Genomic DNA, 20,596 nt, shown 5'->3' on the forward strand with positions numbered 1-20,596 from the left:
GGTGAATCCATCCGATTAACCACCCGCCGCGGTCCCCGGGGCACTTGGGGCGACCGACGGCACGGTCACGGGGACGGCGGCCACCAGCCGGCCGCCCGCCGGGAACGACAGCCGGTCCAGACGGGCCGTGCCGGGCCACTCCCGCGCCCGGTGGAAGCACACGTCGCTCGGGATCGGTACCGTCCGCAGATCGGCCGCGTACGCGCCGACCGGCAGTTCCGCCGCGGCCGCCGCGCGCAGCGGATCGGCGTCCCCGGCCCACTCCGCCGCGGGCCGGGGACGAGGCCACGGGTGTCCGGCGCCGGGCAGCAGCCGCGTGGGGTCCTGGCGCACCTGCCCGGCGAAGTCCGCTCCGGCCGCCGCCCGTCGGGCCAGCCGCAGGTACTCCAGCAGCAGCCCGGGCAGCGACTCGGCGACCAGCGCCGCCTCGGGGAACTCCCGCAGCCGATCCGGATCGGCGGGCACGGAGACCACGTGCCCCCACTGCCCGTTCGTCGGGTCGGTCCGGACCTGGAGCAACGCCTCCGAGCGCCCGTACCGCAGCCGGGCCAGCGGCCGGTACGTTCCGTCGCCGCCCAGCATCCGGTGCAGTTCCGGGTCCACCTCGTGGTCCGCGGCGCCGGGCAACAGCGCCAGCCCGGGCAACCCCGCGACGTCCACCCCACCGACCGCCCGCAGGACCGTACGGATCTCCTCCGGGACGGGAACACCCCAGGCGTCCATCGCGGAGTCGGTCGTTCCGGGCGCCAGGCGGACGAACTCCGGCATTCGTGCGGCCAGTTCACCGAGCCCGGTCACCGCCCGGTGCGCCGCGTCCGCGGATTCCCGGTGCCGGCGCACCTCCCGCCCGAGGAAGTCCCCGCTCACCACGCTGCGCAGGAACAGCACGCCGCCCTCCGGGGCGAACCGGTACTGGACGTCACTGCTGCCGGTGTCGGCGGTCCCCGAGGAGGTCGAGAAGTACGGCTCCCAATGCACCCCACAGGGGTATCCGGGGAGTGCGCGCAGGTCCACCAGATCGGTGAGCGAGTCCCCGGGCCCGACCAGTGCGGCGAGCGCGGCATCGGGTCCCTCGGCCGCGCCGATGCTGGGTACGGCGGCCACGTACACCTCGGGGGCCGCCGGTTCGAGGGCTTCGCCGGACTCCAGGGCTCGGGCGAGCCGCTCGGTGAGTCCGGCCAACCAGCCGAGGAAGTCGGGCGCCTCGACGGTGACGTTCCGCTCGTCGCGGAACGGGAACACGGTCACGACGGGCCCCCAACCGGCGCCTCCCGCGCCGGCGCCCGTACCCACGCCGACGATGAGCGAGCCCTCGCCGAAGTCGGGCGCGCCCAGGGTCCAGTACCCGTCCGTGAAGGCCTGCCGGCCGCGCGGCCCGAAGAGGTACTCGTCCTCCTCGGTCCGCACCCCGCCGATCTCGCGCAGCACGATCCGTACCGGCTCCGGCACCGGGACCGTCCAGGCGTCCATCCCGGCGTCCGAGAACCCGGCCAACAACTCGGCACCGTAGGGATGTTCGCGCGACAGGTCCCGCAATGCCCCGACGACCTCCAACGCCCGTCCGTCCGCCGCCGCGTCGGCCATGCCCGCACTCCCCCCGCTCGCCCACGTCGGCCCGGTACCGGACGCGACGTGATCGAACCTAACCGAAACCATCGGCTCCGCCCGCAACGGCGGCGTCTCCCCGCCGCTCACCGGGCGGCCGGGTGCGGTCGGGGCCGGGGACGGTGGAATCGGACGCACGCCGGACCACGCCGATCGTGCGCCCGCGCGACGATCAGCGCGTTTCCGCGCCGCGGGCGTGGAAGCGACGGCGACGGCCGCTGCGCATCCCGCACCGCGTGACCCAGTCGCCGGGTCGCGTCGACACCTGTCCGTCGGCGGCCCGTACGACGAGCCCCGCACCCTCGAAGTGGATCCGGTCGCCGACCGCCAGGAACAACGGCTCGGCGAACTCAAGGGCGTACTCGTCGTCGGTCTCCAGGCCGTTCACCACCACCAACCGCGTGATCGCGGTGGTCCCGTCGGCAATCAGTCGCATCCCGCGATGATGCCATCGCGCGCGCCCCCGCCCCGGAGGGTTTTCCGATGTCCGATCGGCGCACCCGACGGCACGCGACAGCACGCGCGACGAAACCCGGGGGAAAACACGCCCTAGCGGCACAGGGCGACGATGGCCGGGTCCACGCGACCCCGGGCCGCCGCGCACAGGGGGGCCATGTCGAACGTGCGCCGCGGGGCGGGCCGCTGCGGGGGTGCCTCCTGCCGTCGGCGCGGTTTCGGCGCGAGGGCGGGGGCAGGGGCGGGTGCGCGGCGCAGGGACTTCGGCGGTCGGACGGGCCGTGCGGGAGCGGTCCGCCGCGGCGGCCGGTCCCCGGCCCGGCGCGGCGCGGGCCGCTCCGGCGCGGCGGCCGCGGGGACCGCCCGCTTCGCGGGCGCCGCCGCGCCCGTCGGCCCGTCCGAGGTCGTCGGCGCCACCGTCCCCGCCTCGGGCAGCGGCGCCAACGGCCAAGCCCGGGAGTCCGGTTGGCGCGACGAGGGGCCGGCGGCCACGGCTCCTGGACCCGGCGCCCCGACGGGAGCGGGTGGACGTACGGTCACGCATCCGGCGGCCGCCAGCAGCACGGACGCCATCACCACGGCGAGCACCGGCGGCAGCAGGGGCCGGAGCAGGGGCCGGGTCAGGAGCGGGGACGGGGGCGAGGGCCGGGGCGGGGTCCGGGGCAGGATCACGGACGGGGACGGAGCTCGGCGCGGCTGCATCCGCCCAGCCTGCCGCACCACCGAGCCCCGGGACGTCCGCCATCACACTGATGGGTGAGAAGCGGAACGGACGACGGCTCAGGTGGTGCAGGTGACGGTGTCGCGCGGCGTGTAACGGGTCTTCATCGTCTCGCGCTTCACCTCCGCACCGCCCTTGACGAAGATCCGGTCCACGGCGACGTCGAAGCCCTCCAGCGGGGACTGCGGCTCGCACTTGGGGCCCGTGCCGGTGCGGGTGGCGGGCGGCTTGACGTTGGTGCGCGGGCCCTTCTCGGCCTTCACCTCGTCGTACTTCTTCGTGCCGAAGAAGGTGATGGTGACCGACGAGTCGGTGGCTTCCGCCCGGATGTACAGGGCCTTGCCCGAATCGTTGGTGAACCGCAGGTCGAGGCTGCCCCAGGCGACCGTGGCCTCGCGGCCCTCGGGGTAGCGCTCGATGTAGAAGGAATGCGCCCCGTACTCCACGGGCTTGACGCCCGCGAAGAACATGGCGTTGAAGACGGTCGTCGCGACGGCGGAGACGCCACCACCCGCGGCCTTCTCGTACACGCCGTTGTTGATCATGATGCCGTCGACGAAGCCGTTCTCCTTCGTGCGTTCGCCGACCCGCTGGTTGAAGCTCCACGTCTCGTCGGGCATGACCACCGAGCCGTTTATCAGCTCGGCGGCCCGGCCTATGTTCGTCGTCCGGTACGGGGCCCGCTCGAACGGCACGGTGAACGAGGACACCTCCTCCTTGAGCCCGAGCCGCGCCACGCTCTCCCGGGTCAGCCGGGGCTGGACCTCCTCGGTGGCGACCTCGCCCGTACGGGCCGCCGCTCCGCTGCGCGTGAGCAGCGGCAGTACGGCCTTGCCCAGGGTCCCGGCAGTGACCTGCCGGCCCGTGCGGCCCTCCTCGGCGACGTCGACCTGCCCGGCGGCATCGACCCGCAGCTTCGCCTCGACCGGTCCGGGGGAGGCCTGGCGCAGCGGCCCGCCGACGGCGGGATCGGCCAGCAGCGCCTTCTCGTCCAGCGCCGGTACGAGGCGGCCCGTGCCGTCGTCCTTCATCGACAGGTGCTTTCCGAGCGCCGCCGCGGAGACGGGCACGCGCTTGCCGTCGACGGTGAGGGTGACCGGCCCCGACATGGCGGGTTCGCCGAACTCCTTCAGCGCCCGGTCCGTCTCCTGCTGTCCGACGCGGGGCTCCGTGCGGCGCACGGGGAGCTCCAACGGAGCGGCCGAGCCCGCGGGCCGCGGGTAGGCGGCGTGCAGCGCGTCGAGTGAGCGGTCGACGTCGAGGGCGATCCCCGCGGCGGGCGCCGCGGCCTTCGCCTTGCCCTTGTCGAAGGTCACCGCGCCCTCGCGGGCCCCCTGGCCGGTCTTCTTGCCGATGCCGTCGAGCGCCGCGCGGGCCGCCTTCTCGTCGAAGCGGACCACCGGGCGCACGTCCGGGTCGCCGGAGGCGAAGAGCCGTCCGATCACCGTGAACGGGTCGGACCCGGCGCGCGCGGCGCGGTCGACGGTCCCGGCGGTGTCCAGCGACAGGCCGAGCGTGGCCGGGGCCGCCTGCTCGGTGCGCCCGCCGATCCGCAGGCCGAGCGGGGCCGTCGCGGACGGCCCGAGGTCCCGGGCGAGGGCCTGACGGGCCTCCGCGCGGGTCATCCCGCCTATGTCGACGCCGCGCACCTTGGTGCCCGGCGCGACCTCATCCCCGGCGAGGAGCAGCCCGGCCGCGTACAGCCCGCCGAAGGCGAGCACCGCGGCGCCTCCCGTGACCCCGACGACCATCGGCGCGGTCCACCGCTTCCCGGTGGTCGTGCCGGTCTCCGTACGGGGTGCGCGTCGCATGGCTGGGCTGTCTCCTGGGTCCGGGTACGTGGTCGGACCGGCGGTTTTCACGCCGCCAGCCCGCATGGCGGACGGTATCAAGATCGACATAACCAGGTCATAAGGAGGTATAGCGAGGGTAAAGCCGATCTGGGTGTTCCGCCCGATGTCCGCCGTAACCCGGGGACCGCACCCGCTGTTGCACAGCCCGGCGGGTCCACCCACGGTGAACGGAGTTCCGATGCCGCAGCTGACCGACGATCCCGGACGGCCGGGCACCTGGATGACCCCGCGGGAGTACGGCGCCTCGCGCGCCACGCTCTGGACCGCGGCGGTCGTCCTCGTCACCGACCCCGACGGACGGATCCTCGTCCAGAGCGTCGACTACCGTGCCGACCGGCTGCTGCCGGGCGGCGCCGTGGACGCGGGGGAGTCGCCCGCCACCGCCGCCGCCCGCGAGATGCGCGAGGAACTGGGCGTCGAGGGCCACTACCCGCACGGCCTCGCCGTCGACTGGATCCCGGCGGACACCCCCGGCTTCCCGCCCGAGATGGGCTTTCCCGGCGAGATCCTCCACGTGTACGACGGAGGTACCTGGGACCCGGACCTGATCCGGTCCGTCCGGCTCCCCGCACAGGAGGTCACCGGCATCGACTTCGCCGAGCCCGCCGACCTGACCACCCTGATGGAGCCGGCCGACGCCCGCCGCGCCCTGTCCGCCCTGCGCGCCCGGATCGGCGGCGGCGGACCCGCCCTCCTGGAGGCGGGACGGCCCACCACCCCCACCGCCCTGGACCGGCTCGGCGTCCTGCGCACCCGGCGCACCGCGCAGCACGGCGCCTGGATCCCCGGCCCCGTCCCCGCTCACCTGCCGGTACGGGATCGCTCCGGCTGGCTCTTCGCGCCCGACGGCCGCGTCCTGCTCCTCGTCGCCCGCGCGACCGGCGCCGTACACCTGCCGCAGCCCACCGCCGAACCGGCCGTCGCCGCCACCGCGCTGGGCTACCGCTACGCCGACCGGGGCGCCCTCGCCCGCACCGCGGCCCGGCTCACCGCGGTGACCCCGGCCCCCGATCCCGCGTACGCGCGCCTGCTGGCCACTCCGGAACAGGTGCGGGAGCTCAGCGACTGGGGCCCCGCCGGCCACCACGAACTCGCGGCCGTACGCGCCGCCCGCGCCCGTCTCTCCCTGCCCGAGCCGCCCCGCACCCCGCCGACGGAACTTCCCGAGCACGGCCTCCGCTGGTGACGGCGCCCGCCGCGACCCGACCAATCCGGTACCGGGGGCGGCCGGTCCCGCAGCATGGGCCCATGACCGACAGTGACATCACCTACACCCTGTACATCCAGGCCGACCCGGCCCGGGTCTGGCAGGCGCTCACCGAGCCCGCCCTCACCCGGCGCTACTGGGGCCTGAGCTTCGAGACGGACTGGGCGGTGGGATCAGCCATGGCCTGGGTCGAACGCGGGGCCCGCACCAGCGACCCCGAGCAGGTGGTCCTGGACTGCGTACCGGACCGCAGGCTCTCCTACACCTGGCACACCTTCACGCCGCAGTGGGCCGCCGCCGTCGGCATCGACGAGGAACTGCGCGCCGAGCTGGCCGGCCAGCCGCGCACGCGGGTGACGTACGAGATCGAGCCGGTCGGCGACACCCTGGCACGGCTGACCGTCCACCACGAGGGGTTCGTACCGGGCGGCACCCTCGTCGGCATGTGCGGCCGCGCCTGGCCCCTGCTGGCCTCCAGCCTCAAGACCCTGCTGGAGACGGGCGCCCCACTGCCGGAACCCGGGCACGACGAGGAGCAGGGCTCCGGCGGCCACGAGGCCCACGGCCGCTGATCCCGCCGGGCCGCGGATCCCGGGGATGGCGGATCCGGCGAACCGTCGCGACGGGATCCGCCGCCCCGGCAGCGGCCCTACGGGACCCTGCGCGCCCTCCGTTCACCCCGGTCGTGTGGAATGGACGCATGGGGATACGCGAGCACCAGACGATCCGGGGGCAGGGCGACGACCCGGCGGGCCAGGCCGGGCAGCAGCTCCCGGGGCCGGTCCCGCCGCCCGTTGCGCCGCGGCCCGCCCCCGGCCGCTCCGGCTACGCCGGGCACCTCGACCGCCTCGCCGCGGCCGCGGGCACGGGGGCCGAGGCCGAGGCGGTGGCGGCAGTCCTGGGCGACCCCGACCCCGTCATGGCCGACAGCGCCGTCGTCACCCACCTCGACCGGCGGGCCGTGCGGCTCCCGGCGGACGGAGCGTTCCCCCGCTGGGCGAGCTCCCTGCGGCCCGCCGTCGACGGACGGGCCTTCCCGGCCCGCCGGCTGCGGGAGTGGACCCTGCTGAAGACGATGGAGGCCGGGGGCGCGTGGTCGGCCGCGGAACTCACCGCCGCGTCCGACTGGTGCCAGCACACCGCCGCCCTGTCCCCGGCCCCGTACGAGGCGCTGGCCGTCCTCGCGGCCTCCGCCCGGACCGGCCGCGCACGCAACGCCGCAGCCCAGCGCCTGCGCCGCCTGGCCCTGTCCAAGGACCCCTCCGCACGCTAGCGCTCCCTCGCCGCACGGCCGGGACACCCGAGGAGGTCGGGTGCACGGGAGTCCGGCATCGCCGAGGCACGGTGCCGGACGAGGCGGACCCGACCGGCAGTCCCCGAAAGGGACGACCTGGTCGCGGACACCCCGCGCGGCATTCGCCCGGGGTGTTGCCGGGTCCGCGGGGCGGCCCCACACTCGTCCCCAAGAGCCGTACACCGGGGGGTAGTCGTGTGGCTTGCGTACCTTCTCGTTCCCGCCGCCGTCCTCCTCGCGGCGGCCGACCTCCTGCGGGTCCTGGCCCACCGCCGCATGACCCGGCCCCGGGCGCGCACACCCCGGCCGGCCCGGGACGCGCTGACGATGTACGAGGTCGCCTACCTGCGCAACGGCGATGCCGCCGTCGCCGAGACGGCGATGGCGGCGCTGCACCTCGCGGGCCGGCTGCCCGTCACCGCGGACCACCGGCTCGACCTGACCGGTCGCCGTCCGCGCGATCCGGTGCAGGCCGCCGTCCTCGCCCGCAGGAGCGCGGGCGACGTCAGGCCGGCCGCCGCCGTGCGCGACGAGACGGCCGGCTCGGCTGCCGTGGCCCACGTCGCCGCCCGGCTCGTCGAACAGGGGCTGGCCATGGACAAGGCCCGCGAGAAGGGCGTCCGCGACGCCACCGACTTCGAGGCCGCGGTGGCGTGCCTGACGGGGATCCTCGGGATCGCCGCGGTGATCTGGTCGGCCGCCGCCGACGGCCCCTGGCACTGGCTCCGGCCGCTCGGGGCCTTCGCCCTGCTCCTGGTCTGCTGGGCGGGTTGGTACGCGTGCCGCGACGAGTGGCCGCGCGCCCGCGGCGCGAGCCCCGCCGGCCGGGTTCGGTACGAGCGCGCCCTCGCGGACGAGAGCTGGGAACCCAGGCCCGACCGCGGCACCCGCCTGCCGGCCGGGAACCGCAGGACCGTCGCGGAGGTCAGCCGTCACGGACTGAACGCCCTCACGCTGCCCGCGCTCGCCCTGGCCGTGGTCGGCGGGCCGGATCCCGAGGAGGATGACGAGGACGACGACGCCGACGACGCCGCCGATCACCCCTGTTCCTCGTCGAGCCCGTCGAGCCCGTCGAGCCCGTCGAGCCCGTCGAGCTCGTCGAGTCCCTCCGGTTCCTCGGCCGGCGACCGGACGGTGTCGGACCCTCCGTCCCTCGGTGCGGGATGCGCGGGATGCGGCGGCTGCGGCGGCGGTTTCTGAGGTCCGCGTACGGTGTTCGCCGCGCCGCCCCGCGGACGAAGTGGAAGCAGTCCCTTCCGCGAAGTCTCGTCAGACGCCAGTACGAGGGCTTATGGTCCTCAATACCTGGCCAGGTATCAGCGTTGAACCGATGCCACTCCACTGGAGGATGACTCTCCGTGTCGCACGTTTCACAGGCTTCCGTCACCACCCCCGACGATGAGCCTGCACCGCCCGTCCCCCGTTCGTTCGGCGAGGTCAAGGGCTGGTTCTCGGCGTATGACCAGGTGCTGTTCGACTGGTTCCTCACCCGTCAGAACCAGGACCCCCAAACCCCGGGCGACATAGTCGAATTGGGCGCCTTCATGGGTAAGAGCGCCATCTTCCTGGGCGGATACCTGCGCGACGGTGAGGAGTTCACCGTCTGCGACCTCTTCGATTCACCCGCGCCCGACGACTTCAACCTCGCCGAGACGCGCGACTCCTATCCGACGCTCACCCGGCGCGGATTCGAGACGAACTACCTCGCCTTCCACGAGGCGCTGCCCACGGTCATCCAGGCGCCCACCTCCGTGGTCTCCGACCGTGTGAAGCACGGCAGTTGCCGCTTCGTCCACATCGACGCCTCGCACCTGCACGAGCACGTGGTCCAGGACATCGCCTCCTCGCGGCTGGTCGCCGGCGAGGACGCCGTGGTCGTCTTCGACGACTACCGGTCCGAGCACTGTCCCGGCGTCGCTGCCGCCGTCTGGGCCGCGGTCGCGGAGGGCGAACTGCGGGTGATCGCCGTATCGCCCCTGAAGCTGTACGCCACCTGGGGCGACCCCGCCCCCTACCAGGCGGATCTGCTGGCCTGGCTGGAGGGCCGCCCCGGCCTGTGGCACGGCGTGGACATCGTGCACGGCCGGCCGCTGGTGCGGATCGGCGACGAGGGGGTGGCGGCGCCGCCCGCGCCGAAGCCGCTGAAGGAGCCCGAGCCGGTGGAGCACGTCGTCACCGCGCCGGTGGCCGCGCGGCCCGCGCCGCGGCCGGGCGCCCGGTGGCGCAAGCTCGCCAAGGACCTGCTCCCGCCGCTCGTGACCCGTGCGATCGTCCGCCGGCGGCGCCGGGCCTGACCGGGTCGCGTGCGGCGCCGGCCCCCGCCCCGGGGGTCCGGCGCCCGCGGGTCACAGGCCCTTGCGCACCCGGGCCGCGCGGCGGGCCTCGGCGGCCTGCCGCGCCTCGATGGTCTTACGGGACTCCTTGCCCTTGCCGGGGCGGCCGGGGCGGGTGCCGATCCCGCGGAACCCGAGGTCGGAGCCGCTGGGCCGGCCCTTGGCGTCGGTCGGCGCGGCCCCGGAGAGCGGCACCCCGGACGGGGCCTTCGCGCCGGTGATCCGGCTCAGCGCCGCCTCGCCGGAACGCACCTGGGTGATCGTCGGCCGGATCTTGGCGTCGGCCATCAGGCGGACGATGTCCCGCCGCTGGTTGGGCGTGACCAGGGTGACGACCTTGCCGGACTCGCCCGCGCGGGCGGTCCGCCCGCCCCGGTGCAGGTAGTCCTTGCTGTCGGCCGGCGGGTCCACGTTGACCACCAGGTCGAGGTCGTCGATGTGGATGCCCCGGGCGGCGACGTTCGTCGCGACCAGGACGGTGATCATGCTGTCCTTGAACTGCCCGAGGGTGCGGGTGCGCTGCGGCTGGGACTTCCCGCTGTGCAGTCCCTCGGCCCGGACGCCCATGGCCCGCAGGTGCTTCACGAACTGGTCGACCCCGTGCTTGGTGTCGAGGAACATCAGCACCCGGCCCTCGCGCGCCGCGATCTCGGTCGCGGCCGAGATCTTGTCGGCGGCGTGGATGTGCAGCACGTGGTGGTCCATCGTGCCCACGGACGCCGACTGCGGGTCCACGGAGTGCGACACCGGGTCCTTCAGGTACCTGCGCACCAGCTGGTCGACGTTGCGGTCCAGGGTGGCCGAGAACAGCATCCGCTGACCGGCGTGGTGGCACTGGTCCAGGATCTCGGTGACCTGCGGCATGAACCCCAGGTCGCACATCTGGTCGGCCTCGTCGAGCACCGTGATCCGCACGCGCTCCAGGTGCACGTCCCGCCGCCCGACCAGGTCGCTCAGCCGCCCCGGCGTTGCCACGACGACCTCCGCCCCGGTGCGCAGCGCGCCGGACTGGCGGCCGATCGACAGCCCGCCGACGACGGTGGCCATCCGCAGCTTGAGGGCCTGCGCGTACGGTGCGAGGGCCTCGGTGACCTGCTGCGCCAGCTCGCGCGTCGGTACGAGGATCAGGGCCAGGGGTCGCTTCGGGTCGGCCTGCTGCCCCGCGGTGCGGGCCAGCAGGGACAGGCCGAAGGCCAGCGTCTTGCCCGAGCCGGTGCGGCCGCGGCCGAGGATGTCGCGGCCCGCGAGGGAGTTCGGCAGCGTCGCGGCCTGGATCGGGAACGGCTCCCGCACCTGCTGCTCGGCCAGGGTCCTCACCAGCTCGGCGGGCAGGTCGAGCTCCTCGAACGAGGTCACCGCGGGCAGCGCCGGGGTGGCCGTCCGGGGCATGGTGAACTCGCCCTGGGGGCCGAGGGTGCGGGGCGTCTTGCCGCCGCCCTTGGCGCCGGGCCTGGAGCCTGCCTTCGTTCCGGCCTTGATGCCGAAACGCCCGTGAGCTGACGGGTTCTTCATGCAGAACCTTCCGTGAGGAGAGCGAGCGCGGAGGATGGACGGGACGGTGAACGGCGACGAGCCGGGGTCCGTACCCCTTCGGTACGGGCCCCGGCTCGTCGTACGCGTCCGCGTCGGGTGCAAGCGTCCCGCGCCTCAAGTTTCCCGCCCATTTTACCAGTCGGTCACTACGCGGGCGGGGGGCCGATCTCCCCGGCCCGCACGCGGGTCAGGTGGGCCTGCATCTCGGCCGTGGCCCGCCCGAACCAGTCGGCGATGACGGCGATCTCGTCGGGGGAGTAGTCGGCGAACAGGGCCCCGAGCCGGGCGTAGAAGGGCTCGTAGACCGCGACGACCCGCAGGGCGGCGGCCGGGTCGGCCACCACCCGTACCCGGCGCCGGTCGCTCGGGTCCGGTCGGCGGTGCGCGTACCCGGACCGTTCCAGCCGGTTGATCACGCCGGTGACGGCGCCGGTCGTCAGCTGGGTCAGTTCGGCGAGGTCGCCGGCGGAGAGCGGGGCGTCCCCGGCGCCCAGGACGTGGCCCAGGCAGGTGAGGTCGGTGACGTTCAGTCCGAGCAGCTGGGCCACTTCCTGCTGGCCGATGAGGCCGAGGGCCACGTACTGGTCCATGCGCGCGATGGCCTCACCGGCCGTGGCCGGGGGGCGGGACTTGCCGTGCACGCACACACTCCTTAGTATCTAAGTTACTTAGCTCGTGAGATAAAAGATCCTGCTCCGAGCGTACTGGCGCCCGTACCCACAGGGAGAATCATGAGCGCGCACGGCGATGTCGACCTCGGCCACACCGTGGCCGGCTGGACCGGAACCATCCTCGCCCTGTTGGGCTGCACCGGAGCGGGTGCCGCCCTGTGCGCGGCCTGGACGCCCGGCATCCGGCTCGGTCTCGGCCTGGTCGTCGTGGCGGGAATCGTCACGTGGCTGCTCCACCTCGCGGGCTGGGGCAAGCCGAGCGGCCCCCGGCCGCGCGCCGAGTGGGACTGGCGCGTCCGGGACACCGCCGCCCGCGCGGGACACGCCGACTGCCTGGGCTGCCGCGCCGGAGGCCGCCGCCGGGCCGCCGTCGCCCGCGCCCCGCGACCGGCCGCGTCGCTGCCCGTCGGGGACAGGGCGATGTGACCCGCCGGCGATGCGGTCATGCGTTCGAAGTGCCACGGTTGGCCGCGTTCGGAGTGTGCCGCGAGTGGTGGGTGGGCACTATCGAGACGGCTGCACGTGCGGCCCGCGTGGAACGTTGAGAAGGATCAGTACTGATGGCAACTGGCACCGTGAAGTGGTTCAACTCGGAGAAGGGGTTCGGTTTCATCCAGCAGGACGACGGCGGCCCCGACGTGTTCGTGCACTTCTCCGCGATCCAGACGACCGGCTTCAAGGAGCTGGCCGAGGGCGCGAAGGTCGAGTACGACGTCACGCAGGGCCCCAAGGGACCCCAGGCCGAGCAAGTGGTGACGCTGTAGCACCGCTTCGCGAGCCGACCTGTGACGAGGAGCCCCCGCCGGCCACCGGCGGGGGCTCCCGCACGTGGTGGTGCGTCCGGGTCAGTCGGTCGGGGGCAGGGTGCGGTGGAGGGCCTTGAGCAGGGCCCAGACCCGGTCGGCGAGCGCGGACGGGTCGGTGTCCGGAACGAGTCCGTGCAGCCAGTCCGCGAGCACGCCGGTGAAGGCGGCCGCCACCGCCGACGCGACGAGGTCCGCGTGCGGGGCGCCGACGGCCAGCCGCTCGCTCCGCGCGCGGTCCCGCAGTTCCCGGTGCAGGCGCTCGCCGAGCGGACCGCCGCCGCCCGGCAGGAGCAGGCTCCGGTACAGGGCCGCGTGCCCGGCGGCGCCGGACAGGTACTCGGCCAGCGCGGCCGGCGGCCGCGGCGGGGCGACCGAGCCCGGGCCGGCCTGCCAGGCGTGCAGGGCGTCGACCGCCGCGTGCACCACTTCCGCGCAGGCGTCCACGGCGAGGGCGGGGAGGTCCTCGTAGTGCAGGTAGAAGGTGGCGCGGCCGACGCCGGCCCGCCGTACCACCGCCGAGACGCTGACCTCGGCCAGTTCGCGGCCCGACCCGCATTCGGCGAGCAGGCTCTCGCGCAGCCGTGCCCTGGTCCGCGCGGTCCGGGGATCCTCGGCCCGCGCCCGTTCCGGGCGCTGATCCGGCGTCGTCACGCGGCGAGCAGCGCGGCGCCCAGGGCGAGCGCGCCGGGCAGGGCCTGGGCGAGGAGGATGCGCCGGTTGGCGGTGGCGGCGCCGTAGATCCCCGCCACGATCACGCACACCAGGAAGAAGATCTGCGTGGCGAGGGAGTCGATGACCAGGCCCCAGATCAGCCCGGCGGCGAGGAAGCCGTTGTAGAGCCCCTGGTTGGCGGCGAGCGGAGCCGTCAGCCGGGCGGTGTCCGCGTCGAATCCGGACAGCGCGCGGCCCGGCGGCCGCTGCCACAGGAACATCTCCAGGACCAGGAAGTACGCGTGCAGCGCGGCGACGACGCCGATGAGAACCTGAGCGACCGTGTGCACGGCCACCTCCACTCCGTCCGGGCGGGCCCCGGCGTCCCCGGCGACCTCGATTTCCTGGACAACTGTACAGGAAATCGAGGTTCGTGCCGGGACCGCCGGCGCCCGGACCCCCGGCCGCTACCCCTCCAGGACCGGAAGCACGGAGATCGCCGACACCGGACAGGCCCGTGCGGCCTCGCGCACGAGCGGGCTGCCGTGGCCGTCCTCGCGGCCGGTCAGCACCTCCCCGAAGCCGTCGTCGTCCTGGGTGAACACCTCTGGCGCGGTGAGCGCGCACTGCCCGGCGCCGACGCAGACGTCGTGGTCCACGGAGACCAACACGCCGCTCACCAGGCCACGGGCAGTTCGACCATGCCCTGGATGGTGTCCCCCGGCTTGAACGGGATCCGGTCCGGATCGGCGGCCAGCCGCAGCCGGGGCAGCCGCTCGAACAGCGCCCCGAGGGCGATCTCCATCTCGGCGCGGGCCAGGTTCTGCCCGAGGCACTGGTGGATGCCGAAGCCGAAGGCCAGGTGGTGGCGGGTCGGCCGGTGCCAGTCGAGGGCGTCGGGCTCCTCGAAGACCGCCCCGTCCCGGTTGATGACCGAGGTGGCGAAGACCACCCCGTCGTCCGGGCGGATCGTGACGCCGCCCACCTCGATCTCCGCGGTCGCCACCCGCAACATGCCGTCCGCGATGGACAGGAACCGCATCAGCTCCTCCACCGCCTCCGACATCAGGGACGGGTCGGCGCGCAACTCGGCCAGTTGCTCCGGATGCCGCAGCAGGGTGAAGGTGCCGAGCGAGATCATGTTCGCCGTCGTCTCGTGCCCAGCGACCAGCAGGATCACCGCCAGGGCGACGAGCTCCTCCACGTCCGTCCCGCCGGTCTCCAGATGCGTCGCGATCAGCTCGTCCAGCAGGCCGTCGCCGGGATCGGCGCGCTTGCGCAGGATCAGCGCCTCCAGATAGGAGTCGAGCTGCCGCCGGGCGTCCTCGACGTCGGCCGGGTCGGGGCCGCGCAGCAGCCGCCGCGATTGCCCCTCGAAGAACTCGTGGTCCTCGTACGGCACTCCCAGCAGGGCGCAGATGACCATGGACGGGACCGGCAGGGCGAAGGCGGAGACGAGTTCGGCCCCCGGGCCGCGGGCCACCATCGCGTCGATCAGCCGGTCCACGGTCTCCCGGATGCGGGGGCGAAGGGCCGCCGTCCGCTTCAGGCTGAAGCTCGGGATCAGCATCCGGCGCTGCGCGTTGTGCTCCGGGTCGTCGACCCCGAGGAGGGCGGTGCGTCGGTTGCGCAGGCCCTTGAACCGGGCGGTGGGGGTGGGGAAGGCGTCGTTGGTGCGGTCGGTGGACAGCCGGCCGTCGGCGAGCAGTGCGCGGGCCTCGGCGTGGCCGGTGACCACCCATACGGAGCGCCCGTCGAAGAGGGTCACCCGGGACAGCGGGCGTGCCCCGCGGAGGGGCTCGTAGGCGGTGGGTGGGTGGTAGGGGCAGGTCCGGTCCTGCGGGAAGGCGATGGCTCCGGACGTGACTCCGGAAGCGGTTTCGAACGTGACTTCGGACGTGGCTTCGGACATGGGACAACACCTCGCAAGCGATGGTTCCGTCGCGCCGGACTCCATTACATGCCTGAGGCACCTATCCCACCTATGCCACTTTCGGCCAGACTGCCCGGGTTCACCCGCCAGGAGTCACCCCGACCCCGCACGCGCGGCGCGGGACGGTGGCGACAGGCCTACAGGTGGGCGTCCAGGAACGCGCGGAACTCCTCGCGGCCCAGCGGCCCGGCCAGGGAGGCCACCGCCTCGCCCGCCTCGACGAGCACGACGGTCGGTGCGCCCGTCACGCCGAAGCGCCGGGTGGGCCCGGGGCAGCGGGTGATGTCGGTGCGGACGGCGGTCAGTCGGGTCCCGTACTCCTCGGCCAACTCCGCGACGATGACGTCCATCGCCCGGCAGGCCTCGACGGCCTTGGGCCAGGTGCCGATGAAGTAGGCGAGGACCGGGCCCTGTGTCATGCCGACGATGAAGTCGAATTCCTGGTCCTCCAGTGGCCGGTGTACCCGACGGGCCATGGGTGGTGCTCCTCAGTTCGCGTTGCGGTGATCGACAGCGTAGGCGGTTCCGGCCGCCCCGGGCCCGGGTCCGTTGTCAGTGGGGCCTGTGAAGCTGGGCCCATGGACGACAGGATGCTGCGGCGCCGGGTCTACGGCGCCGACCACGACGATCCCGACCCGGGCCCGCGCCCCGGTCACGCCTACGGCGAACTCGTGGGAGGCCCCCTCGACGGCCTCCTCCTCGACGTCACCGGATGGAGCGCTCCGCAGCTGGCCGAGGAGGCCCGGCTGCCGACCGAGATAGGACGCTACGGAGCGGGCGGCCGCGCCCACTACCGCCGCCGCCACGGCGAACCCTCCCGCTGGGACTGGACCGGGGACAGCCCGTGACGATTCGGCCGGGGGGCGGGTCTCGGAGATCATGGAGCTCCGTCGTGTGGGGAAGGAAGTGCCAGTGGGTCACCTGGTGATGAGTACCGGCAACATGCGCAGCGCGATGAGGCTCCTCACCGCCGTCGAGCGCACGCCCGATCAGGAGCGTTGCCTCGGCTACGTCCGCGCGGAGTGCGTGCGCAAGGACGAGCGGCTGCAGAGCCGGGGGATCGACCTGGAGGTCTCCGTGGCGCAGGCGCTGGAGCAACTGCTCGACGGCGAGGTCGACGGGGAGGAGGGGCCCGCGTGGACCTACGCCCTGCACGCGCTGATCGCCGCGCACTTCTCGGACACCCACGACCTGGGGGACTGGCGAGCGGGACGTGGTTCTCGACGGTCGACGAGGAACTGTCCGCGGCCGGCGTCCCGCCCCGCCTGGGCATCTCCGAGATCATCCTGTCCGGACCACCGGTGCGCCTGCCCTTCCCCGGTGACACCGTCCCGTGGATGGGCACCTTCCCGACCGCGCGGGCCGCCGAGTTCGTCGCGGCCCACGAGGCCGTGTTCGACCTGGTGGAGCCGGAAGTCCGGGAAACCGCCGAGTACTTCGTCAAGGCCATGCGATTCGAGGCCGAGGAATGGGAAGCGGCCGAGGAGGCCGATCGCGTCAACGACACCCTGTTCTTCTGGTGCTCCTGACCGTCCCGGGGTGTCCCTGAGCGTCCCCGGGCGTCCCTGACGGAAGGCCGGACCCCGCGCGCCACGATCCGGGCGCGGCCGAGCCCCCGGTCCGCCGACGTGCGACCGGGGGCTCTGTGCGACTCTTCCGCCGTTCCCGCCCGATCGGATGCGGTACGAGGGGTGCGAACTCCGGACGGCTCAGCCGGAGGTCGCCGAGCGGCTCACCTTGCGGGCCCACAGCACCAGCGGAACCTGGAGCGGCAGCCGTCCGACGGCCGCGGCGAGCCGGGCGGCGGAGCCGTGCCGGGCGTCGACGGCCATCTTCACGTTCGCGGGGAGGACGCCCACGAAGAAGGCAGCCGTGGCCATCGCCGCCACCCGGCGGGTCCGCGGGTGCGCGACGCCGACGGCGAGCGCGAGTTCCATCGCGCCGCTCGCGTACGTCCACCCGCGCGGGGTGCCGGGAAGCGAGGCGGGGACCATCGCGTCGAACTGCTTCGGGACGGCCGCGTGCGCCACCGCGGACCCGGCCAGGAGACCGGCGAGCAGCAGCGGCGAGGAGGGGGTGCGGGGCATCGGGAGTCCTCTCGGAGTGACCTGGGGCCGCGATCCTACTCGCCGGTAGGGATGGTGGGTGGCGTGCGCGACGACGAGCCGCAGCGCGTCGGGTGGCCGCCCCGAAAAATTCTCCGAAGAATTTCCTCCGGAGCTGTCGATCCGGGCGCCTCCCGTTCGACGCACAGGTGAGAGGCGGGGAAAGTCCCCGCCCTCCCGACCGAGGAGACACCATGCCGCGCTTCCTGACGATGATCCGCATCAACGAGCAGGCCCTCCCGCCGGAGGAGTTCCCCGCCGACTTCCAGGAGCGCATGGGCGCCCTCCTGGAGGAGATCACCAAGGCGGGCGTCATGCTCGACACCGCCGGCCTGCTCCCCACCTCCGAGGGCACCCGGCTCAGCTGGTCCGGCGGCAAGGTCAGCTACACCGACGGTCCCTTCACCGAGACCAAGGAGGTCGTCGGCGGCTACTCCCTCTGCCAGTGCAAGGACAAGGCCGAGGCCGTCGAGTGGACCCGGCGCTTCCTGGAGATCCACCCCGCCCACTGGAACGTGAGCGCCGAGGTCCGGCAGATCGCCGAGATGTGATCCCGGCGGCCCCGCGCCGCGTTTGCCCTGCCTCGTCACGGCTGCTCTGATGGGTGGCCGTGACGGCAGTGAGTACGACCCGAGCGGTCGAAGCGGTGTTCAGGATCGAGTCCGCACGGATCATCGCGGGAGTCGCGCGCATCGTGCACGACGTCGGCATCGCCGAGGAACTCGCGCAGGACGCCCTCGTCGCGGCGCTCGAACAGTGGCCGGTCAGCGGCATCCCCGACCGGCCCGGGGCCTGGCTCACGGCCACCGCGAAACACCGAGCGATCGACCTCGTCCGCCGCAAGGAGACCTACGCCCGCAAACTCGCCGAGGTCGGCCGCACCCTGGAGGACGTGCCGGCCCCGGAGGAACCCGCCGACCCCGAGGACATCGACGACGACCTGCTGCGCCTCGTCTTCACGGCCTGCCACCCGGTCCTCGCCACCGACGCCCGCATCGCGCTCACCCTGCGCCTCGTCGGTGGCCTGACCACGCAGGAGATCGCCCGCGCCCACCTGTCCTCCGAACCGACCGTCGCCCAGCGCATCGTCCGCGCCAAACGGACCCTCGCCAAGGCGGCCGTGCCCTTCGAAGTCCCCTACGGCGCCGACCGCGAACAGCGCCTCGCCTCGGTCCTGGAGGTCATCTACCTCATCTTCAACGAGGGCTACTCGGCCACCGCCGGGGACGACCTCGTCCGCCCGGCCCTGTGCGAGGACGCCCTGCGCCTCGCCCGGGTGCTCACCGGGCTGATGCCCCGCGAACCCGAGGTGCACGGCCTGTGCGCCCTCCTGGAGTTCCAGGCCTCCCGCATCCCCACCCGGACCGGCCCCGACGGAGAGCCGGTCCTGCTCGCAGACCAGAACCGGGCCCGCTGGAACCGGCTCCTGATCCGACGCGGCGTCGAGGCCCTGCACCGCGCCGGCAGCGGCCCGTACTCCCTCCAGGCCGCCATCGCCGGCTGCCACGCGGCGGCCGTCCGTTACGAGGACACCGACTGGGCGGCCATCGCCGCGCTCTACGGGCGGCTCGTCCTCCTGATCCCCTCACCGGTGATCGAGCTGAACCGGGCCGTCGCCGTCTCCATGGCCGAGGGCCCCGAGGCCGCCCTGCCCCTCGTCGACGCCCTCACCGAGGAGCCCGCCCTGCGCTCCTACCACCTGCTGCCGAGCGTACGGGGCGACCTGCTGGAGCGGCTCGGACGCGGGCCGGAAGCCCGCGCCGAGTTCCTGAGGGCGGCGTCCCTGACCCGCAACGCACGCGAACGCGACCTGCTGAGGCGCCGCGCCGACGCTCTGTGAGCCGGCGCCCGTCCGGGCCGGCGCCCCGCGACCCGGCGCCCGACGGGCCCGCGTCGGACGGGCGGCGTCGGACGCGCCCGCGTCAGACCCTGACGCGACCCGGTTCCGGCCGGCGGGGAGCCGTCAGCGCCACCGGACGGCCGAAGCCCCCGGAACGGGCCACGGTCTGCACCGTCCGGCGCAACGCCTCCTGGAAGTCGCCCATCGTGCGCCGCGCGGCCGGGGTGTCCACGTACAGGGAGTTCATGTGGAGCCCGTCCGCGTCGCGTTGGAACCAGGAACAGGCGCCGTTGGCGCGGGCCGACCACACGTGCGTGGTGGGCCGCCACTCGTCGTGGCGTTCCGCGCCCCGGCACCTGCGCATGTCGATGTACGAGAAGAAGTTCACCGGGTACGGCCACGCCCGGGCGGCGAACTCCTGCGGCGCCAGCAGCTCCCAGGCCCTGACGAACGGCACGTCGATGTGCCCGATCATCTCGCCGAACCCGGCCCGGACGGACGCCATGACCTGCGTGAAGTCCAATCCTGGCGAGGCGTCGAACTCGATCGGCATGGTGTTCACGAACCATCCCACCGAGTCGCTCCACGCCTCGCGCCCACGCTCGCTGACGGGCATGAACCCCCGGTAGACGCCCGGGCCCCCGGCCTCCCGCAGACACACGCCGACGGAACCGAGCACCCCCATGAACGGCTTCGCGCCGGCCTCCAGGCAGGCCTTCTCGAAGACCTCGGCCTCCGCCGCGTCGAGCAACGAGGAGGCCTCGTTGACGATCGGGTACATGCGGTCGGGCTCCACGCCCAGATCGAGGGGGAACCGGGGGAAGAACTCCCCGTTGCGTCCGATGAAGGACTTCCAGTAGCCGAGGCGCTCGTCACCCGCGTCGATCGAAAGGTAGCGGCGGCGCTGCTCCTCGGCGAAGTCGAGGTAGCTGGGCGCGGGCGGCAGCACGGCCTCCTCGCCGCCGACCAGCGCCTCGTAGGCGGTCAGCACCTCGTTGACGACGATCGGCATCGACATGCCGTCGCACACGATGTGGTCGAAGGCGAGGTAGACGGTCGCGGAGTCCGGACGCAGTACGGCGCCCATGGTGAACAGCGGCCACGACAGGGTGTCGATGCTCCGCTTGAAACGCTCGACGAGGAAGTCCCGCACCAGCGTCGCGTCGTCGAACGTCGCGATGTGCTCGGCCTCCAGGGCCAGTTCGTCGGGCGCGATGGGCTCGCACGCCAGCTCGCCCGCCAGCCGCCGGAACTCGCACCGCAACACCTCGTGCCGCTGCACGAAACCCAACAGGGCCTGTGCGAGGAGCGGTTCGTCGAGGACCCCGTCGATCTCGAAGGTCACGGCGACCCACGACGCGACCGGGTCGTCGGCCGCCCGACTCGCCTCGGCGACGGTGAAGTGCTTGTCCTGGTTGAAGGAGGCCCTCCTGCCCGCCGCGTCGCTGCGGTCCCCGGCCGGCGCCGCCGTGGACCGCAACCGCCACTCGACCACCCGTCCCGGTGCCACGTGGTGCATATCCAGAGGAAACTGCCGCATTCCGTCATCCCTTCGCCCCCGAGTCAACCCCGTGCGCCTAACGACACC

The 20,596-nt window shown here is 73.7% G+C and carries 24 protein-coding genes; 11 read left to right on the forward strand and 13 right to left on the reverse strand.

Features of this window, described 5'->3' with window-relative positions; genetic code table 11:
- Positions 1-15: 15 nt before the first annotated feature.
- From ACFVS6_RS08405 to ACFVS6_RS08420, 4 genes are all read right to left on the reverse strand, one after another.
- Positions 16-1,584: a hypothetical protein gene (locus ACFVS6_RS08405; RefSeq protein WP_389701831.1), complete on the reverse strand. Its 1,569-nt coding sequence runs from the start codon at positions 1,582-1,584 to the stop codon at positions 16-18.
- 193 nt (positions 1,585-1,777) lie between these two features.
- Complete coding sequence (locus tag ACFVS6_RS08410; protein ID WP_389701832.1) at positions 1,778-2,041, reverse strand: hypothetical protein; 264 nt, start codon at positions 2,039-2,041, stop codon at positions 1,778-1,780.
- A 113-nt stretch (positions 2,042-2,154) separates the two neighbouring features.
- Positions 2,155-2,763, reverse strand: coding sequence for a hypothetical protein (locus ACFVS6_RS08415; RefSeq protein WP_389701834.1), 609 nt, complete (start codon positions 2,761-2,763; stop codon positions 2,155-2,157).
- A 78-nt stretch (positions 2,764-2,841) separates the two neighbouring features.
- The gene (locus tag ACFVS6_RS08420; protein WP_389701836.1) at positions 2,842-4,593 is read right to left on the reverse strand and encodes a VanW family protein; all 1,752 of its coding nucleotides are present in this window, start codon (positions 4,591-4,593) and stop codon (positions 2,842-2,844) included.
- A 220-nt stretch (positions 4,594-4,813) separates the two neighbouring features.
- Between ACFVS6_RS08420 and ACFVS6_RS08425 the strand changes: the two genes are divergently transcribed.
- The 5 genes from ACFVS6_RS08425 (at position 4,814) to ACFVS6_RS08445 (ending at position 9,430) form a co-directional block, all read left to right on the forward strand.
- Positions 4,814-5,821 (forward strand): NUDIX domain-containing protein, encoded by a 1,008-nt coding sequence (locus tag ACFVS6_RS08425; protein ID WP_389701837.1) that lies wholly within the window; start codon positions 4,814-4,816, stop codon positions 5,819-5,821.
- Between the two features lie 62 nt (positions 5,822-5,883).
- Positions 5,884-6,414 (forward strand): SRPBCC family protein, encoded by a 531-nt coding sequence (locus tag ACFVS6_RS08430; protein ID WP_389701839.1) that lies wholly within the window; start codon positions 5,884-5,886, stop codon positions 6,412-6,414.
- Between the two features lie 128 nt (positions 6,415-6,542).
- Positions 6,543-7,115 (forward strand): hypothetical protein, encoded by a 573-nt coding sequence (locus tag ACFVS6_RS08435; protein ID WP_389701841.1) that lies wholly within the window; start codon positions 6,543-6,545, stop codon positions 7,113-7,115.
- 216 nt (positions 7,116-7,331) lie between these two features.
- A complete protein-coding gene (locus ACFVS6_RS08440) occupies positions 7,332-8,336 on the forward strand; it encodes a TIGR04222 domain-containing membrane protein (RefSeq protein WP_389701843.1) in 1,005 nt (334 codons plus the stop codon).
- Positions 8,337-8,494: 158 nt separating this feature from the next.
- Positions 8,495-9,430 (forward strand): class I SAM-dependent methyltransferase, encoded by a 936-nt coding sequence (locus tag ACFVS6_RS08445; protein WP_389701845.1) that lies wholly within the window; start codon positions 8,495-8,497, stop codon positions 9,428-9,430.
- Between the two features lie 51 nt (positions 9,431-9,481).
- On the opposite strand, the gene ACFVS6_RS08450 is transcribed toward ACFVS6_RS08445, so the two are convergent.
- Together ACFVS6_RS08450 and ACFVS6_RS08455 are read right to left on the reverse strand one after the other, a co-directional pair.
- The gene (locus ACFVS6_RS08450; protein WP_389701847.1) at positions 9,482-10,981 is read right to left on the reverse strand and encodes a DEAD/DEAH box helicase; all 1,500 of its coding nucleotides are present in this window, start codon (positions 10,979-10,981) and stop codon (positions 9,482-9,484) included.
- Positions 10,982-11,148: 167 nt separating this feature from the next.
- Positions 11,149-11,643: a MarR family winged helix-turn-helix transcriptional regulator gene (locus ACFVS6_RS08455; RefSeq protein ID WP_389701849.1), complete on the reverse strand. Its 495-nt coding sequence runs from the start codon at positions 11,641-11,643 to the stop codon at positions 11,149-11,151.
- Between the two features lie 90 nt (positions 11,644-11,733).
- Between ACFVS6_RS08455 and ACFVS6_RS08460 the strand changes: the two genes are divergently transcribed.
- Entirely contained in the window at positions 11,734-12,099 is a 366-nt protein-coding gene (locus ACFVS6_RS08460; protein WP_389701851.1) for an HGxxPAAW family protein, read from the forward strand.
- A gap of 134 nt (positions 12,100-12,233) precedes the next feature.
- Positions 12,234-12,437 (forward strand): cold-shock protein, encoded by a 204-nt coding sequence (locus ACFVS6_RS08465; protein WP_383996267.1) that lies wholly within the window; start codon positions 12,234-12,236, stop codon positions 12,435-12,437.
- A gap of 81 nt (positions 12,438-12,518) precedes the next feature.
- On the opposite strand, the gene ACFVS6_RS08470 is transcribed toward ACFVS6_RS08465, so the two are convergent.
- From ACFVS6_RS08470 to ACFVS6_RS08490, 5 genes are all read right to left on the reverse strand, one after another.
- Entirely contained in the window at positions 12,519-13,130 is a 612-nt protein-coding gene (locus ACFVS6_RS08470; protein ID WP_389701853.1) for a TetR/AcrR family transcriptional regulator, read from the reverse strand.
- The gene (locus ACFVS6_RS08475; protein WP_389701855.1) at positions 13,127-13,480 is read right to left on the reverse strand and encodes a DUF1304 domain-containing protein; all 354 of its coding nucleotides are present in this window, start codon (positions 13,478-13,480) and stop codon (positions 13,127-13,129) included. The genes ACFVS6_RS08470 and ACFVS6_RS08475 overlap by 4 nt, the downstream gene beginning before the upstream one ends.
- A gap of 117 nt (positions 13,481-13,597) precedes the next feature.
- The gene (locus ACFVS6_RS08480; RefSeq protein ID WP_389702058.1) at positions 13,598-13,801 is read right to left on the reverse strand and encodes a ferredoxin; all 204 of its coding nucleotides are present in this window, start codon (positions 13,799-13,801) and stop codon (positions 13,598-13,600) included.
- A gap of 5 nt (positions 13,802-13,806) precedes the next feature.
- Complete coding sequence (locus tag ACFVS6_RS08485; RefSeq protein ID WP_389701856.1) at positions 13,807-15,042, reverse strand: cytochrome P450; 1,236 nt, start codon at positions 15,040-15,042, stop codon at positions 13,807-13,809.
- A gap of 158 nt (positions 15,043-15,200) precedes the next feature.
- Positions 15,201-15,539: a thioredoxin family protein gene (locus ACFVS6_RS08490; protein WP_389701858.1), complete on the reverse strand. Its 339-nt coding sequence runs from the start codon at positions 15,537-15,539 to the stop codon at positions 15,201-15,203.
- 102 nt (positions 15,540-15,641) lie between these two features.
- Between ACFVS6_RS08490 and ACFVS6_RS08495 the strand changes: the two genes are divergently transcribed.
- Both ACFVS6_RS08495 and ACFVS6_RS08500 read left to right on the forward strand, forming a co-directional pair.
- Positions 15,642-15,911, forward strand: coding sequence for a hypothetical protein (locus ACFVS6_RS08495; protein ID WP_389701860.1), 270 nt, complete (start codon positions 15,642-15,644; stop codon positions 15,909-15,911).
- Between the two features lie 288 nt (positions 15,912-16,199).
- The gene (locus ACFVS6_RS08500; RefSeq protein WP_389701862.1) at positions 16,200-16,592 is read left to right on the forward strand and encodes a hypothetical protein; all 393 of its coding nucleotides are present in this window, start codon (positions 16,200-16,202) and stop codon (positions 16,590-16,592) included.
- A gap of 180 nt (positions 16,593-16,772) precedes the next feature.
- Here ACFVS6_RS08500 and ACFVS6_RS08505 read toward each other — a convergent pair whose 3' ends face one another.
- Entirely contained in the window at positions 16,773-17,150 is a 378-nt protein-coding gene (locus ACFVS6_RS08505) for a hypothetical protein (RefSeq protein ID WP_389701864.1), read from the reverse strand.
- A 212-nt stretch (positions 17,151-17,362) separates the two neighbouring features.
- Here ACFVS6_RS08505 and ACFVS6_RS08510 point away from each other — a divergent pair, with 212 nt between their 5' ends.
- Both ACFVS6_RS08510 and ACFVS6_RS08515 read left to right on the forward strand, forming a co-directional pair.
- On the forward strand, positions 17,363-17,719 hold the full coding sequence (locus ACFVS6_RS08510) for a YciI family protein (protein WP_389701865.1): 357 nt from the start codon (positions 17,363-17,365) through the stop codon (positions 17,717-17,719).
- A gap of 68 nt (positions 17,720-17,787) precedes the next feature.
- A complete protein-coding gene (locus ACFVS6_RS08515; protein ID WP_389702060.1) occupies positions 17,788-19,008 on the forward strand; it encodes an RNA polymerase sigma factor in 1,221 nt (406 codons plus the stop codon).
- Between the two features lie 82 nt (positions 19,009-19,090).
- Here ACFVS6_RS08515 and ACFVS6_RS08520 read toward each other — a convergent pair whose 3' ends face one another.
- Positions 19,091-20,548, reverse strand: a complete 1,458-nt coding sequence (locus ACFVS6_RS08520; protein ID WP_389701867.1) for a condensation domain-containing protein — start codon at positions 20,546-20,548, stop codon at positions 19,091-19,093.
- Positions 20,549-20,596 lie beyond the last annotated feature (48 nt).

The organism is Streptomyces sp. NPDC057939, from assembly GCF_042887545.1.
Taxonomy (GTDB): Bacteria; Actinomycetota; Actinomycetes; order Streptomycetales; family Streptomycetaceae; genus Streptomyces.

Excerpts from the sequence above, each read along its gene's own strand:
- ACFVS6_RS08435 (WP_389701841.1), top strand. The coding sequence starts at position 6,543 with ATGGGGATACGCGAGCACCAGACGATCCGGGGGCAGGGCGACGACCCG.
- ACFVS6_RS08510 (WP_389701865.1), top strand. The coding sequence starts at position 17,363 with ATGCCGCGCTTCCTGACGATGATCCGCATCAACGAGCAGGCCCTCCCG.
- ACFVS6_RS08430 (WP_389701839.1), top strand. The coding sequence starts at position 5,884 with ATGACCGACAGTGACATCACCTACACCCTGTACATCCAGGCCGACCCG.
- ACFVS6_RS08460 (WP_389701851.1), top strand. The coding sequence starts at position 11,734 with ATGAGCGCGCACGGCGATGTCGACCTCGGCCACACCGTGGCCGGCTGG.
- ACFVS6_RS08420 (WP_389701836.1), bottom strand. The coding sequence starts at position 4,593 with ATGCGACGCGCACCCCGTACGGAGACCGGCACGACCACCGGGAAGCGG.
- ACFVS6_RS08410 (WP_389701832.1), bottom strand. The coding sequence starts at position 2,041 with ATGCGACTGATTGCCGACGGGACCACCGCGATCACGCGGTTGGTGGTG.
- ACFVS6_RS08490 (WP_389701858.1), bottom strand. The coding sequence starts at position 15,539 with ATGGCCCGTCGGGTACACCGGCCACTGGAGGACCAGGAATTCGACTTC.
- ACFVS6_RS08485 (WP_389701856.1), bottom strand. The coding sequence starts at position 15,042 with ATGTCCGAAGCCACGTCCGAAGTCACGTTCGAAACCGCTTCCGGAGTC.
- ACFVS6_RS08495 (WP_389701860.1), top strand. The coding sequence starts at position 15,642 with ATGGACGACAGGATGCTGCGGCGCCGGGTCTACGGCGCCGACCACGAC.
- ACFVS6_RS08465 (WP_383996267.1), top strand. The coding sequence starts at position 12,234 with ATGGCAACTGGCACCGTGAAGTGGTTCAACTCGGAGAAGGGGTTCGGT.
- ACFVS6_RS08450 (WP_389701847.1), bottom strand. The coding sequence starts at position 10,981 with ATGAAGAACCCGTCAGCTCACGGGCGTTTCGGCATCAAGGCCGGAACG.
- ACFVS6_RS08520 (WP_389701867.1), bottom strand. The coding sequence starts at position 20,548 with ATGCGGCAGTTTCCTCTGGATATGCACCACGTGGCACCGGGACGGGTG.
- ACFVS6_RS08415 (WP_389701834.1), bottom strand. The coding sequence starts at position 2,763 with ATGCAGCCGCGCCGAGCTCCGTCCCCGTCCGTGATCCTGCCCCGGACC.
- ACFVS6_RS08405 (WP_389701831.1), bottom strand. The coding sequence starts at position 1,584 with ATGGCCGACGCGGCGGCGGACGGACGGGCGTTGGAGGTCGTCGGGGCA.
- ACFVS6_RS08425 (WP_389701837.1), top strand. The coding sequence starts at position 4,814 with ATGCCGCAGCTGACCGACGATCCCGGACGGCCGGGCACCTGGATGACC.
- ACFVS6_RS08505 (WP_389701864.1), bottom strand. The coding sequence starts at position 17,150 with ATGCCCCGCACCCCCTCCTCGCCGCTGCTGCTCGCCGGTCTCCTGGCC.